General features: G+C 73.2%; 11 protein-coding genes. 7 read left to right on the top strand and 4 right to left on the bottom strand.

All coding sequences use genetic code 11. The features are described 5' to 3' along the window. Nucleotides 1–2 precede the first annotated feature (2 nt). The 4 genes from ACN261_RS26305 to ACN261_RS26290 are packed head-to-tail and all read left to right on the top strand — an operon-like array spanning nt 3 to nt 4096. Nucleotides 3–800: a DUF3050 domain-containing protein gene (locus ACN261_RS26305; protein ID WP_421482336.1), complete on the top strand. Its 798-nt coding sequence runs from the start codon at nt 3–5 to the stop codon at nt 798–800. Next, nucleotides 797–1765 carry a thiamine pyrophosphate-dependent dehydrogenase E1 component subunit alpha gene (locus ACN261_RS26300; RefSeq protein WP_421482335.1) on the top strand — a complete coding sequence of 323 codons (969 nt, stop codon included), beginning with the start codon at nt 797–799 and terminating at the stop codon, nt 1763–1765. Before ACN261_RS26305 ends, ACN261_RS26300 begins: the two co-directional genes overlap by 4 nt. 1 nt (nt 1766) lies before the next feature. Beyond that, nucleotides 1767–2741: an alpha-ketoacid dehydrogenase subunit beta gene (locus ACN261_RS26295; protein WP_208566502.1), complete on the top strand. Its 975-nt coding sequence runs from the start codon at nt 1767–1769 to the stop codon at nt 2739–2741. Further along, nucleotides 2738–4096 carry a hypothetical protein gene (locus tag ACN261_RS26290; RefSeq protein ID WP_425852670.1) on the top strand — a complete coding sequence of 453 codons (1359 nt, stop codon included), beginning with the start codon at nt 2738–2740 and terminating at the stop codon, nt 4094–4096. Before ACN261_RS26295 ends, ACN261_RS26290 begins: the two co-directional genes overlap by 4 nt. Before the next feature lie 195 nt (nt 4097–4291). On the opposite strand, the gene ACN261_RS26285 is transcribed toward ACN261_RS26290, so the two are convergent. After that, nucleotides 4292–4975 (bottom strand): SGNH/GDSL hydrolase family protein, encoded by a 684-nt coding sequence (locus ACN261_RS26285; RefSeq protein WP_363653713.1) that lies wholly within the window; start codon nt 4973–4975, stop codon nt 4292–4294. Between the two features lie 209 nt (nt 4976–5184). After that, complete coding sequence (locus ACN261_RS26280) at nt 5185–6540, bottom strand: BTAD domain-containing putative transcriptional regulator (protein WP_425852668.1); 1356 nt, start codon at nt 6538–6540, stop codon at nt 5185–5187. Between the two features lie 276 nt (nt 6541–6816). Between ACN261_RS26280 and ACN261_RS26275 the strand changes: the two genes are divergently transcribed. Beyond that, the gene (locus ACN261_RS26275; protein WP_425852666.1) at nt 6817–7383 is read left to right on the top strand and encodes a hypothetical protein; all 567 of its coding nucleotides are present in this window, start codon (nt 6817–6819) and stop codon (nt 7381–7383) included. A gap of 29 nt (nt 7384–7412) precedes the next feature. On the opposite strand, the gene ACN261_RS26270 is transcribed toward ACN261_RS26275, so the two are convergent. Next, the gene (locus tag ACN261_RS26270; protein ID WP_425853655.1) at nt 7413–8621 is read right to left on the bottom strand and encodes an MFS transporter; all 1209 of its coding nucleotides are present in this window, start codon (nt 8619–8621) and stop codon (nt 7413–7415) included. A gap of 254 nt (nt 8622–8875) precedes the next feature. Further along, on the bottom strand, nt 8876–10429 hold the full coding sequence (locus ACN261_RS26265) for a class I adenylate-forming enzyme family protein (protein ID WP_421482331.1): 1554 nt from the start codon (nt 10427–10429) through the stop codon (nt 8876–8878). 357 nt (nt 10430–10786) lie between these two features. Between ACN261_RS26265 and ACN261_RS26260 the strand changes: the two genes are divergently transcribed. Together ACN261_RS26260 and ACN261_RS26255 are read left to right on the top strand one after the other, a co-directional pair. Further along, entirely contained in the window at nt 10787–12073 is a 1287-nt protein-coding gene (locus ACN261_RS26260) for an SGNH/GDSL hydrolase family protein (protein ID WP_425853654.1), read from the top strand. A gap of 61 nt (nt 12074–12134) precedes the next feature. Next, nucleotides 12135–13355 carry a cytochrome P450 gene (locus ACN261_RS26255; protein ID WP_421486831.1) on the top strand — a complete coding sequence of 407 codons (1221 nt, stop codon included), beginning with the start codon at nt 12135–12137 and terminating at the stop codon, nt 13353–13355. Nucleotides 13356–13362 lie beyond the last annotated feature (7 nt).

Below are 13362 nucleotides of genomic sequence, written 5' to 3'. Positions count from 1 at the left end.
ACATGTCACGGTACGACTGGGGCAAGACACACCCGGGCATCGAGCGGTTGGAGCAGGCGGTGACCGACCGCCGCGACGTGGTGGTCAAGCACCCCCTCTACGCCAACCTGGACACCCACGAGGCGCTGGTCACCTTCATGGAGCACCACGTCTTCGCGGTCTGGGACTTCATGTCCCTGCTGAAGTCGCTGCAGCGGCAGCTGACCTGCGTGACGGTGCCGTGGATCCCCACCGGGCCGACCGGCAGCCGCCGGCTGATCAACGACATCGTCATGGTCGAGGAGAGCGACGAACTCGGCGAGGGCTACATCAGCCACTTCGAGCTGTACGTGCGGGGGATGGGCGAGGCGGGCGCGGACACCACCGCCGTCGACCGGCTGGTCGACCTGTTGCGCGGCGGCACGTCGGTGACCGACGCACTGGTCGAGGCCGGGGTGCCCGAGGCGTCGCGGGCCTTCGCCGCCACCACCTGGAAGATCATCGAGTCGACCCCGGTGCACTGCCAGGCCGCCGCGTTCGCCTTCGGTCGGGAGGACCTGATCCCCGACATGTTCACCCAGGTCGTCGCGGTCAACGAGCGCAGCAACCGGCTGCACACCTTCGTCGACTACCTGGAGCGGCACATCGAGGTCGACGGCGAGCAGCACACCCCGATGGCGATGCAGATGCTCGCCGACCTGTGCGGCGACGACGACGTCAAGTGGCAGGAGTGCGCCGACACGGTCAACCTGGCGCTGGCCGCCCGTGCCCAGCTCTGGGACGACATCCTCGCCGCCGTCAAGGAGGGCCGCGACCGGTGACCGACGCCGACCCGGCCCGGCTCTACCGCACCGTACGGCTCATCCGCCGGTTCGAGGAGCGGGCCATCGCCCTGGTCCGCTCCGGGCACATCGTCGGCGGCATCCACCCCTACCTCGGTCAGGAGGGGATCGCCGCCGGCGTGTGCGCCGCGCTCGACGCGGGGGACCTGGTCACCGGCACCCACCGGGGGCACGGCCACGTGCTCGCCAAGGGTGCCGACCCGGCCCGGATGATGGCCGAACTGTGCGGCCGGGAAACCGGACTGAACCGGGGCCGGGGCGGCTCGATGCACGCCGCGGACCTCTCCCTCGGGGTGCTCGGCGCCAACGCGATCGTCGGGGCGTCCCCGGCGATCCTCACCGGCGCGGTGTGGGCCCACCGGCAGCGCGGGAACCCCGTGCTGGGGGCGAGCTTCTTCGGTGACGGTGCCGTCAACGAGGGGATGCTGCTGGAGGCGTTCAACCTGGCCGCGCTCTGGCGGGTGCCGGTGCTGCTGGTCTGCGAGAACAACGGCTACGCCACCACCATGCCGGTGGCCGGTGCGGTCGCCGGCACCATCACCGGGCGGGCCGAGGCGTTCGGCATCCGGGCCACCGTCGTCGACGGGCAGGACCCGGAGGCGGTCCGGCAGGTCACCGCCGCCGCCGTCGCGCGGATGCGCGACGGCGGCGGGCCGGAGCTGGTCGAGGCCCGCACCTACCGGTTCGACGCCCACCACACCTTCGAACACGCGGTACGCCTGCAGTACCGCACACCGCAGGAGGTGGCCGACGGCCGGTCCCGGGACCCGGTGGAGATCCAGGGTGCCCGGCTGTCCCCGGCCGACCGGGAGACGGTCGACGCCGAGGTGGAGGCGACCCTCGACGCGGCCGTCGCGTTCGCCCTGGCCGGCCCCGAACCGGACCCGGCCGGTGCGCTGGACCACCTGTACGCCAGTGGGCTGACCGCCCGGGGAGGCTCCTGAGATGCCGCGGCTGTCGTACCGCAAGGCGCTGACCCGGGCGCTGACCGACGAGATGACCCGGGACGAGTCGGTGTTCCTGCTCGGCGAGGACATCCGGGTGGGCGCGTCCAACGTCACCCCGGGCCTGCTCAAGCGGTTCGGGCCGGACCGGGTGCTGGACACCCCGCTGTCGGAGCAGGCGTTCACCAGCTTCGCCACCGGGGCGGCGCTGGCCGGGCTGCGGCCGGTGGTGGAGTTCCAGATCCCGTCCCTGCTGTTCCTGGTCTTCGAGCAGATCGTCAACCACGCGCACAAGTTCCCGATGATGACCGGCGGGCAGTGCTCGGTGCCGGTCACCTACCTGGTGCCCGGCTCCGGTTCCCGCACCGGCTGGGCGGGGCAGCACTCCGACCACCCGTACTCGCTGTTCGCGCACGTCGGGATCGTCACCGTGGTGCCGGCCACCCCGGCCGACGCGTACGGGCTGCTGGCCTCGGCGATCCGGCACGACGACCCGGTGGTGGTCTTCGCCCCGGCCGCCGCGCTGGAGGTCCGCGACGACGTCGACTTCGCCACCCTCGCCCCGGTGCCGCTGGGGCGTGGGGTGGTCCGCCGGGCCGGCGACGACGTCACCGTGGTCGCCGTCGGGCACCTGGTGCACGACGCGCTGGCCGTCGCCGAGGAGTTGGCCGACCAGGTGTCGGTGGAGGTGTTCGACCCGCGCACGATCTACCCGTTCGACCTCGACGGCCTGCTCGACTCGGTGTCCCGCACCGGCCGGCTGGTGGTCGTCGACGACTCCAACCGGTCCTGCGGCATCGCCGCCGAGATCATCACCTCGGTGCTGGAGCGGGTGCCGCTGGTCGCGCCGCCGCGCCGGGTCACCCGGCCGGACGGCGCGGTGCTGCCCTTCGCGCCGGTGCTCGACCGGGCCGTTCAGCCGGGCCGGGAGCAACTCACCGCCGCCATCCAACTGACCATGAAGGACAGATCATGACCGATCCGAACTACCCCTGGCCCGAGCCCGGTCAGGCGTGGCGCGAGCTGCCGGAGACGGCCCGTACGGCGATGGTGTCCAGCGGGGCCGCCGCCTGGCGGGAGATCTTCTACGGTTGCGCGACGTACAACAAGCAGTGGCGGCTGGCCCGGCCCCCGGTCATGCCGGCGGACGCGTTCCGCGAGCTGAACGAGGTCTGCGACCGGATCGCCCAGCTCATCCTGGACGCCTGCCGGCGGCGGGCCCGCACCGCCGGGGAACTGCGCGGGCTGCTCGGGGTGCCCGAGGGGGCGACCCGGCTGCTCGACGAGTCCGAGGAGCTGTCCGAGGAGCTGCTCGCCGCCTACCGGCCCGACGTGCTGATCTCCGGTGGGGTGCCGAGGATCGTCGAGTACAACATCGACAGCAGCCTGGGCGGCGGTTTCGACGCCGACACGGTGGTCCGCCGGTACGCGGCGCTCTACCGGGAGCAGGGCATCCTCGACGGGCTGCCGGTGCGGCCGGCCCCGTCCCTGCTGGACCAGCGGTTCGTGGCGATCCGCGACGGGCTGTCCCTGCCCGACGGGGCCCGGGTGGCGCTGCTGCTCGACTTCGACGCCGACTACCCCGGCCTGGAGACCCCTGACGACTTCATCAAGATCCTCTCTCCGCTGGTCGACCAGGCCCGCCGGTTCGGCATCGACCTGGTGATCGCCCCGGTCAGCACGGCCACCCTGGACGACGCGAAGCGGCTGGTCGTCGGCGGCGCGCCGGTCGACGCGCTGTTCCGCCTCTTCGTGCCCAACCGGGTCACCCCGAGCAGCGGCCTGGACGCGGTGGCCGGGGCGCTGCACGCCGGCACCCTGCCGATGTTCGTCAGCACCGCCGCCTGGCTGCTCGGCAACAAGATCAACTTTGCCTGGCTCTACGAGGACCTGGACCTGCTCTCCGCCGACGACCAGGCCCTGATCCGCCGGTACGTGCCGCACACCGTGGCGTTCACCGCCGCCGAACTGGACCGGGCCCTGGCCGACCGGGAGAACCTGGTGGTCAAGCCGGCCGACGGCTCGGCCGGCCACGGGGTGCTCATCGGCCGCGAGATGGGCGACGCGGAGTGGGCCGAGGGCCTGCGCGCCGCCCTCGACCGGGGTGGCGACATCCTGCAGCGGTACTGGCCCGCCGACCGGGTGGAGATGGACTTCGTCCAGATCGAGACCGGCGAGACGGTCACCGCCGAGGTGCCCTACAGCATCGCCCCGTACCTGTTCGGCCGTACCGGCTCGGGGGCGCTGGCCCGGGTCGGCTTCCCCGGGTGCGACGAGGTCCTCAACCTGGCCCGGGGCGTCCTGCTCACCGGCATCCTCCTCACCGACTGACCCCGCCCCGCCCTCCCGCCCCCGCCTCCCGCCCTCCCCGCTCCCGCCTCCCGCCCGCCCCGGTGATCAAGAGGTTCGCGTCAACATTCCGCTGGCGGATGACGCGAACCTCTTGATCACCCGGCTCCGGGCGGGTGGCCGGCCACCCGGCCGGAGCCGGGTGGGTGGGCGCAGGGCCGGCCGGTGGGGTGGGTGTCAGGGGTGGTTGCCGAGGTGGACGCCGAGGCGGCGGATGGTCTCGGCGGCGGCGATGGCGTCGCTGCGGGCGCTGCCGTGCCGGCCGTCGCTGCTGTACATCGACGGGTCGGTGCCGGCCGGATGATCGGTCAGGTGCACGTGCAGCGCCCCCAACCGGTCGGCCAGCCGGCCGGTACGCGAGGAGAGCAGCCGCATCCGGGCGCCCAGTCCGGGCCGCAGCGCCGCCGGGACCGCCGGGCTGTGCGACACGTCGAACATGCCCACTGTGATCACGTCGGCCCCGGCGTCGCGCAGTGCCCCGACGATCGCGGTCAACTCGGTGTCCACCGCGTCCGGGTCGAACGCCGTCCGGAAGGCGTCGTTGCCGCCGCAGACCACCAGCGCCAGATCGGGGGAGAAGGCCAACGCCCGATCGAGCTGCCCGGCCCGGACCTGTTGCGCCCGCAGCCCGCGCCGACCCAGGTTCAGGTACGCCAAGCCGGGCCGTACCGCCGACAGTTCGGCGGCGATCCGGTCGGCCCACTGCACGTCCGGGTAGCCCTCGACCGGCTCGCACATGCCCTCGGCGACGCTGTCGCCGACCACCACGAACCGGTGCCACGGATGGTCACGGAGCAGCGCGGCACTCTCCCCCTCGCGCAGGCAGTACGGATCGGTGGCCTCGGTCAACGTCGATGACATGGCCGGGAATGTAGCCGACCGTGCGGATGTCGTCGATCACACCGACCCCTCGGATCGCCTGGTGGTCGTCCAGCTGCGCCGACCAGCGCCGGCACCGCATCGGCCGGGATCCCCGCCGTCGCCTCCCACGACGATCCACGCTGGTGCGGACCCGGGTGTCCGGCAACGCAGTGGCGACGCGGATGACACCAGCGCCGACCCGGGGCGTCTCAGCTGCCCCGGCAGGGCGCCTCGGCGGCCGTCCGGCCACAGGTGGCCAGGCTGCACCAGCGCCGCATCCCGGTGTCGTCGAGAAAGAGCCATCCGCAGCGTGGGTCCGGGCAGGCCCGGACGGTGAGCCGGCGCGGATCGGCGAGCAGTTCCGCGGCGCTCCACGCCGCCGCGTGCACCGGCAGCCGCAACCCGGTCGCCGGACCGGGCCACCACCGTCCCCGTCCGTCGGTCTCCCGGCGGAACACCAGCGTCCGGGCGGCCTGCTCGGCGTACCGGGCCACCGCGTCGAAGGCCGGTCCGTCGGCCGGGTCGGTGAGGCAGGCGTACAGCCGGGCCCGCAGCGTACGCACCTCGTCCAGGACCACCGCCGCGCCGGCCGGATCACGGCGGCCCAGCTCGATCAGCCGGCCCACGGTCGGGTCGTCGACCAGGCCGGCGTGCCCGGTCCACACCGCGAGCGTGCGGTAGCCGCGCAGCCATTCGGCCCCCGGCACCGGCGGTTCGTGTCGCCAACCGGCGAACGTGTTGCAGAGCTCCAGCGCCGGGTGCCCGCCGACGCCCCACGGCAACGCCTCGCCGCGCACCCGTACCTCGTAGACCGGCCGGTCCGCCCGGTCCAGCCGGTGGTCGGCCCGGAGGATTCCCCGGTGCACCTCCCGCAGCCGGGCCCCCGGTTCGACCCCGATCTCCTCGACCAGGGTGCGCCGGGTGTGCCGGTACAGCACCAACGCGTCCGTCTGTCGGCCACCGCGGTACAGCGCGGTCATCAACGTCGCCACCAGTTCCTCCCGGCTCGGATGCCGGGCCACCAGCGGGGTCAGCTCGATGACCACCCGGGTGTGCTGGCCGAGCGCGAGCCGGGCCGCCGCCCGCAGTTCGACGCCGGTCAGCCGCAGGTCCTCGATCGGACCGGCCAGCCGGTCGCGTAGCTCGTCGTCGGCGGTGTCGGCGAGCAACGGCCCGTGCGGCAGGGCCAGCGCCCGGTCGAGCAGTCGCACCCGCTCGGCCGGGTCGGTGCTGCCACCTGCCCGGTGCACCAGCCGGGCGAGTTCGGCCACGTCCACGGTGTGCCCGTCGTCGTGCACCAGGTAGCCGTCACCGCCGGTGGCGATCCGCACCCGGTACGGCCTCAGCGCGGCCCGCAACCGTCCGATGTAGGTGTGCACCGCGCTGCGGGCCGAGGCCGGCGGCCGGTCCGGCCAGAGCAGGTCGATGAGACGGTCGGTGCCGACCAGGTGTCCCGCGTCGAGCAGGAGGAGCCCGAGGAGGCACCGCTCCTGGCGGCGGACCCCGAGATCGACGACGATGCCCTCCTGGCGGGCCTGGAACGGGCCGAGCAGACGGAACTCCATGCCGCTGAGACCACCTGGCCGGCCCGATCGGTTGCCGCCGCCGTGGTCACCGACGCCCGGGACGACCACCGGTCACGGATCGTCCCCGGTGTTCCCGCCGTCGGCGTCGGCGACGTCGCCCGCCATCCGCGCACCGGGAGCGGTTCGGTGATCGTCCGGCTCGTCGGGGCAACCGTGGACGGTGTCCGGTGAGCCCGTGGTCAGCGGCCCGGCAGAAGGGGATCGTGCTCCTCCGCCGCCCCTGCCGGACAGGTCAGCCGGTGGTGAGGACGGTCGGTGACCCTGGACCGGACGACGACGAGGAGAACGGGAGTGCCCATGCGCTGGACGACGAGACTCGGTGCCGCCCTGACCGCGGTGACGCTGGCGGGGACCGTGCCGACCGCTGCGGCGGCGGCCGGCGGTCGCCCCACCGGGGGCTGGGTGCCGGCCCCGCAGGAGGAGTTCACCCTGCCGGCCGGGGCCCGCTGCGCGTTCGGCATCCGGGTGGCGGCCGAGGTCGACGAGGTCCGCAAGCTGGTGCTGACGACCGACCCGGACGGTTCGCCACGCCGGGAGCTGTACACCGGCGCGCTGATCGAGACGGTGACCAACACCGACACCGGGGCCGTCACCCGGGTGGACGCCAGCGGCACCTCCCTGGTCAGCTACGCCGTCGACGGCGCGATGACCTGGTACGTGACCGGCCCGGTGCTGCTCGGGTTCCGGGACGACGCCGGCTCGTTGCCGAAGGGGTTGTGGCTGATCGACGGTCAGTTCGTCGTCCGGTTCACCGCCGACTACGACAAGACCGTCACCATGCTGCACGGCACCACCCACAACGTCTGCGACGACCTGGACTGACGGTGGGGCTGGCCGTGGCGACCTGACCGTCAGACCTTGTCGACGGCCGTCGGTGGGGGTGCCGGCCGGCCCATCCGCAACGGCCCGGCGACCAGCGGCGTCACGGTCAGCACCGCGCACACCACCGCCATCACCAGCAGCGCCGGTCGCAGCCCGAGGGCCGCCACCGACCAGCCGCCGACCAGCGCCCCCACCGGCAACCCGACGAACGCCAGCGAGCCGGAGATCCCCAGCACCCGGGTCTGCAACGCGTCCGGTACCCGTTCGTAGAGGGCCGCGCCGAGCAGCGGGTTGACCGCCGCGATGCCGATCCCGGACAGGAACGTCACCACCAGCACCACCGCCAGGTGGTCGGTCAGCGCGAGCACCAGCAGCCGGGGCGCACCGCTCAGCGCCGCCCCGGCCGCGAAGATCAGGGTCCGGGGCAGCCGGGGGCCGAGCATCGTGAAGACCACGTTGCCGAGCAGCGCGCCACCGCCGAACACCCCGAGCACCAGCCCGAACCCGGCCGGGTCGCCGAACTCGTCGCGGACCCACAGCGGCACCCACACGGCCGTGTTGGCGGCGGCGAACATGTTCAACGCGGAGACCACCACCAGCATGGTCAGCAGCACCCGGTCGGTGCGCAGGTAGCCGAAGCCGGTGCGCAACGCCTGGAAGTAGCCCTCTCGGGGCGCGGCGGGCGCGCCGCTCACGGGCGGGCGTACCAGCATCCCGACCAGCAGCGCGCAGACCGCGAAGGTGCCCGCGTCGATCCAGATCGCCCGGGTCACCCCGACCCAGTCGATGAGCAGACCGCCGATGACCGTGCCGAACAGCGCCACCCCGCGCGCCAGCCCGTCGTAGGCGGAGGTGAGGCGGATCAGCTCCACCCCGGCGCGCTGCGCGGCGGGCCGGAACATGACGTGCTTGACCCGGTCGCCGATGCCACGCAGTCCGCCGGCCACCGCGACGAGGGCGACTAGGGCCCCGAAGCCGAGCCACGGGGCCAGCGCCACCACCGCGATCACGGCTGCGCTCGCCGCGTCCACCGTGATCGAGGTACGCCGGACCCCGAACCGGTCCGCCCACGGCGTCGCCAACGAGCTGGACAGCATGTACGGCAGGAACTCGGCCGCCGCGACGATGCCCATCTTGGCCGGGCTGCCGGTGGTGGTGAGCACCAGCCAGGGGATCGCGATCACCGAGATCCGGCTGCCCAGGTTGGAGATCAGGTCGGCGGCGACCAGGGTGACCAGTTCCCGCCGGGCGGCCCGCCGCTCGGGACCCGGCGGTGCGGCGAGCGACCCGCCTTCACCTGCCCCGGCACCTCCCGCTCCGGTGTCACCCGAAGCGGCGTCGGCCTGACCGGTGGCCGGTCCGGCACCGGGCGGGCCGCCGGCCGGCTGCCGGCCGGACACCCCGCCGGGAGCCCCGGTGGCGGCGTCGGGGCCGTCGGCCGGCCACCCGTCGGCGCCGGTGGCTGTCCGGGGGCCGGTGTCGGCGTCGGCGGTCACGACGGGCTGCCGACCGGATCGGCGGCAGCGCCGGCGGCGTACCGTTCGCGCAGCGCCCGCTTGTCCACCTTCGCCGACCGGTTCAGTGGCAGCGCGTCGACGAACTCCACCGCACCCGGCGCCCAGGTGTCGCTCAGTTCGGTGGTGACCAGGTCGATCAGCTCCGCCCCGGTCACCGTCGCCCCCGGCGTCGGCACCACGTACGCGTACGGCAGCTCCCCGGCGACCGGGTCGGGCACCCCGATCACCGCCGCCGCGCGGACCTGCGGATGCCCGGCGAGGACGTCCTCGATCGGCCGGGAGTAGATCGGCCAGCTGCGCTGCCGGGTGAGGATGCGGTCCTGCAACCGGTCGACCAGGTAGAGGAACCCGTCGTCGTCGAGGTGGCCGATGTCGCGGGTGCGTACCCAGTCGTCGACGAGCGTGTCGGCGGTCAGCTCGGGCTGGCCGTGGTAGCCGTGGAAGCTCAGTTTCGTCCGCACCCACACCTCACCGTCGGTGCCGGCCGGCAGCACCCGCCCGTCGGCGTCGCGGATCTCCACCGTCACGTCCCCGTACGGCCGGCCGCAGGAACCCAGCCGCTCCGGGTGCGCCGGGTCCTCGGTCAGGCCGGGCTGGGCGCAGATCACCACCGCCTCGCTGAGGCCGTACACGATGCGCAGGCACGGGCCGAACCGGGCGATGGCCTGGCGCAGCCGGGCGGGTGCGGCGGGTCCCGCGCCCACGTTGAACATGAACATGGCGGAGAAGTCCGCGCCGGGCAGGGCCGGATGGTCGAGCACCTCGTAGAGCATCGGCGGGGTGACGAACGTGGAGGTGAGCCGCTCGGCGTCCACGGTGGCGATGAACGCGGCCGGGTCCCACTGCTGACGCAGGAAGAGCACCCCGCCGGTGAACAGGTTGAACAGGGTGGTGATCTGCCCGCTGGCCAGCCACATCGGCGAGTGCGACAGGTGCCGCAACAGCGGGAACCCGGCAGCACGGAAATCCGCCGCCAGGGCCAGCACCTGCCGGTAGAAGCTCTCCCGGTGGTGCACCAGCTTCGGGGTGCCGGTGGTGCCGCTGGTCTGCAGGAACGACTCCGGCGTCGGCACCCGCGCGGGCAGCTCGACCGGCGGGGCGTCGGCGGTCAGCTCGATGCCCAGCCGCAGCACCGGCACCCCGGGCAGCGAGGCGGCGATCCGGTCGCCCAGCCCGTCCGGGGCGTACGCGTGGTGCACGAACACGTCGGGGCGGGCCAGCCGGACGAACTCGTCGATCTCCCGCCGGGAGGTGACCGGGGCGATCCACATGCTCCGGCAGCCGAGCAGGTGCAGGGCGAGCTGCAGCAGCGGGCCCTCCACCGCGTTGCCGAGCATCACCAGCACCGCCGCGCCGGGGCGTACCCCGTGGCTGGTCAGGGCGTACGCCAGCCCGCGTACCTCGGCGGCGACCTGCGGGTAGGTCAGCCGGCGGCCGTCGCCGACCAGGGCCTCCCGGTCGTCGAACCCGGCGAACAGCGCCAGCGCGTCGTGCACGTAGGTGGTGGATCGGTCGACCCCGTCGGTCATCGCACAGCCCCCAGCTCGATGCGGCGGGTCGCCGGCGGCCCGGTGGGACCCGCCGTGGCGACCGGCCGGGTTGGCGTCCGAGCAGGTCACAGCCCGGCCCGCGACGGGGGTGCGCGCCATGGGCGACCGCACCGCCGCCGCTAGCGAGCCTAGGCCGGTGGCCTCGCCCGGTGACAGAGCCGAACGGCGGGTGACCGGCCATCATGTACTTTTGATCATGTCTATCGGGTTGATTGACGCCTGTCAGACGTCGCGGCTAGGTTTCTGGACCATCGTCCGGGCGGTGCCGTCAATGGGCGCCGGCCCTGGGCGGCCCAACATGGAGGTTCAATGTCGACCCCGAAGAGATGGCAGGTCATAGCGTCCGCGGCCGTGTTGCTGGTCGTGGGCGCCCCGGCGGTGGTGGCCAGCGCCGGTCCGTCCGACTCCGACACCGGCGGGGCAGCCGCCCGGGCGCAGTGGGCGGGTACGTGGGCCGCGGCGGTCACCCGCGGCAACACCGTCGGGCTGACCAACACCGGCCTGAACAACCAGAGCATCCGGATGACCGTGCGCACCACCGTGGGTGGGGAGCGGCTGCGGGTCCGGCTGAGCAACCTATACGGTGAGCAGGCGGTGCAGGTGGGGCACGCCACCGTCGCCCGCCCGAACACCGCCACCCTGACCGACCGGTCGGACATCCTGCCCGGCAGCGTGCGGGAGCTGAAGTTCGGCGGTTCCACCTCGGCGACCATGAACAAGGGTGCCGAACTGCTCAGCGACCCGTTGACCTACGCGGTCGGCGAGCAGGAGGACCTGGTCGTCACCCTGCACTTCCCGGTGCTCACCGGGCCGGTCACGTTCCACGGCCAGTCCAAGGTCACCACCTTCATCGGGGCGAACGACCTGACCACCGCGGCCGACGGCGCCGGCTTCACCATCCGCCCGGACTGCTGCTGGATGTTCCTGTCCGGCATCGACGTGCTGCGCCAGCAGAGCCCCGGCGCGGTGGTGGTGCTCAGCGACTCGATCGGTGACGCCAACGGCAGCACCGTCAACGCCAACAAGCGCTGGCCGGAACTGCTCGCCGGGCGGCTGGTCGCCGCCCGTCCCGAGGTGCGTACCCCGGGGGTGCTCAACCTGAGCCTGGCCGGCAACCGGCTCAACCACGAGGGCACCGAGCCCGGCGCGGGCGGCTTCCCCGGCTACTACGAGCTGGGTCCGAACGCGCTGGCCCGGCTCAACGAGGACGTCTTCCCGCAGACCGGCGTGAAGACCCTGGTGACCCACCTCGGCATCAACGACATCTGGATGTCCGACGACTCCGCCGACCGGATCATCGCCTCGCTGCAGCAGATCAACAAGCAGGCCAAGGCGCGCGGCCTGCGCAGCCTCGCGGTCACCCTCACCCCGTACGAGGGGCACGGCAACCCGGGGGTGTGGACGCCCGAGAAGGAGACCACCCGGCAGGCGGTGAACACCTGGCTGCGCGGCCCGGGAGCGGCCGAGTTCGACGGGCTGCTCGACTTCGACGCGGTGCTGCGCGACCCGGCCCAGCCGAGCCGGCTGCTGCCCGCGTACGACGCCGGTGACCACATCCACCCGAACGACGCCGGAAACCAGGCGTTGGCGGACGCCGTACCCCTTCGACTGCTCGGTCTGTGACACCGGTGGGGCGGCGGGGAGGACCCGTCGCCCCCCGGTCATTTCCTGGGGAGGAAGCACCATCGTGGACGTCGACGAGATCCTGTCCGGTCTCTACAGCGAGGCCGGCCGGCAGGACCCCTATCCGTGGTACGCGGCCCTGCACGAACACGGGCCGATCAGCGTCATCCCGAACCGTCCGGAGCACAGCACGGTCAGCGCCGTGGCCGTCGGCTACGACCTGGTCGACCAGGTGCTGCGCGACCCGGAGTGGTACAAGCAACCCCCACCGGGCTGGGAGGAGCAGGAGATCCTGCGGACCTTCCAGTCGTCGATGATGTTCGTCAACCCGCCCGACCACGGCCGGATGCGGGGCGTGTTCTCCCGTACCTTTACCCCGCGCCGGCTCGGCGCGCTGGAACCGGTGATCGTCCGGGTGGTCGACACCCTGCTGGACCGGATGGCCGACACCGGGGCCGACGGCTCCGAGATCGACTTCGTCGCGGACTTCGCCTACCCGGTGCCGGCACTGGTGATGGCCGAGTTCATCGGCCTGCCCGAGAGCGAGCTGGCCTGGTACCGGCAACGGGTCGACTGGATCGACGAGTTCCTCGACGTGGCCGGCAAGACCCCGCAGCGGCTGGCGCTGGCCAACCAGGCCGCCGAGGAGCTGCGGGCACTCTACCGGGACCTGATCGGGCACCGCCGCCGCCAGCCGGGTGAGGATCTGATCTCCGGTCTGGTCGAGGCGCTGGACTCCGGCGAGGTCGACCTGACCGAGGAGGAGTTGATCAGCAACCTGATCGTGCTGTTCAACGCCAGCTTCGTCACCACCGTCTACATGTTCAGCAACGGCCTGCCGGTGCTGCTGGAGCACCCCGACACGGTGGCCGCGCTGCCCGGCGACGAGACCCTGGCCCAGGGCTGCGTCGACGAGGTGCTGCGGCTGCAGAGCCCGGTGCACTTCCTGGCCCGCGCCGCGCCCCGGGACACCGTGCTGGGCGGCGTGCCGGTCGCCCGGGACGAGAACGTCCTGCTGATCATCGCCGGGGCCAACCGGGACCCGCACCGCTTCCCCGGGCCGGACCGGTTCGACCCGCGCCGCGACGGCCCCCCGTCGCTGGCCTTCGGCGTCGGCCCGCACTTCTGCCTCGGCGCGGCCGTGTCCCGCCTGGAGGGTCGGCTCGGCCTGCCCCGGCTCTTCGCGCGGTTCCCCCGGCTCGCGGTCAGCCAGCCGGCCGACTACAGCGGGAGCCTGTTCCTGCGCGGCATCGACAAGCTCTTCGTCACCACCGGCGGATAGGAGCCCC

Source organism: Micromonospora sp. WMMD723 (assembly GCF_049863385.1).
GTDB lineage: Bacteria > Actinomycetota > Actinomycetes > Mycobacteriales > Micromonosporaceae > Micromonospora > Micromonospora wenchangensis.
The sequence above is the reverse complement of the archived record's forward strand: the minus strand, read 5'-3'. Positions and strand labels throughout refer to the sequence as shown.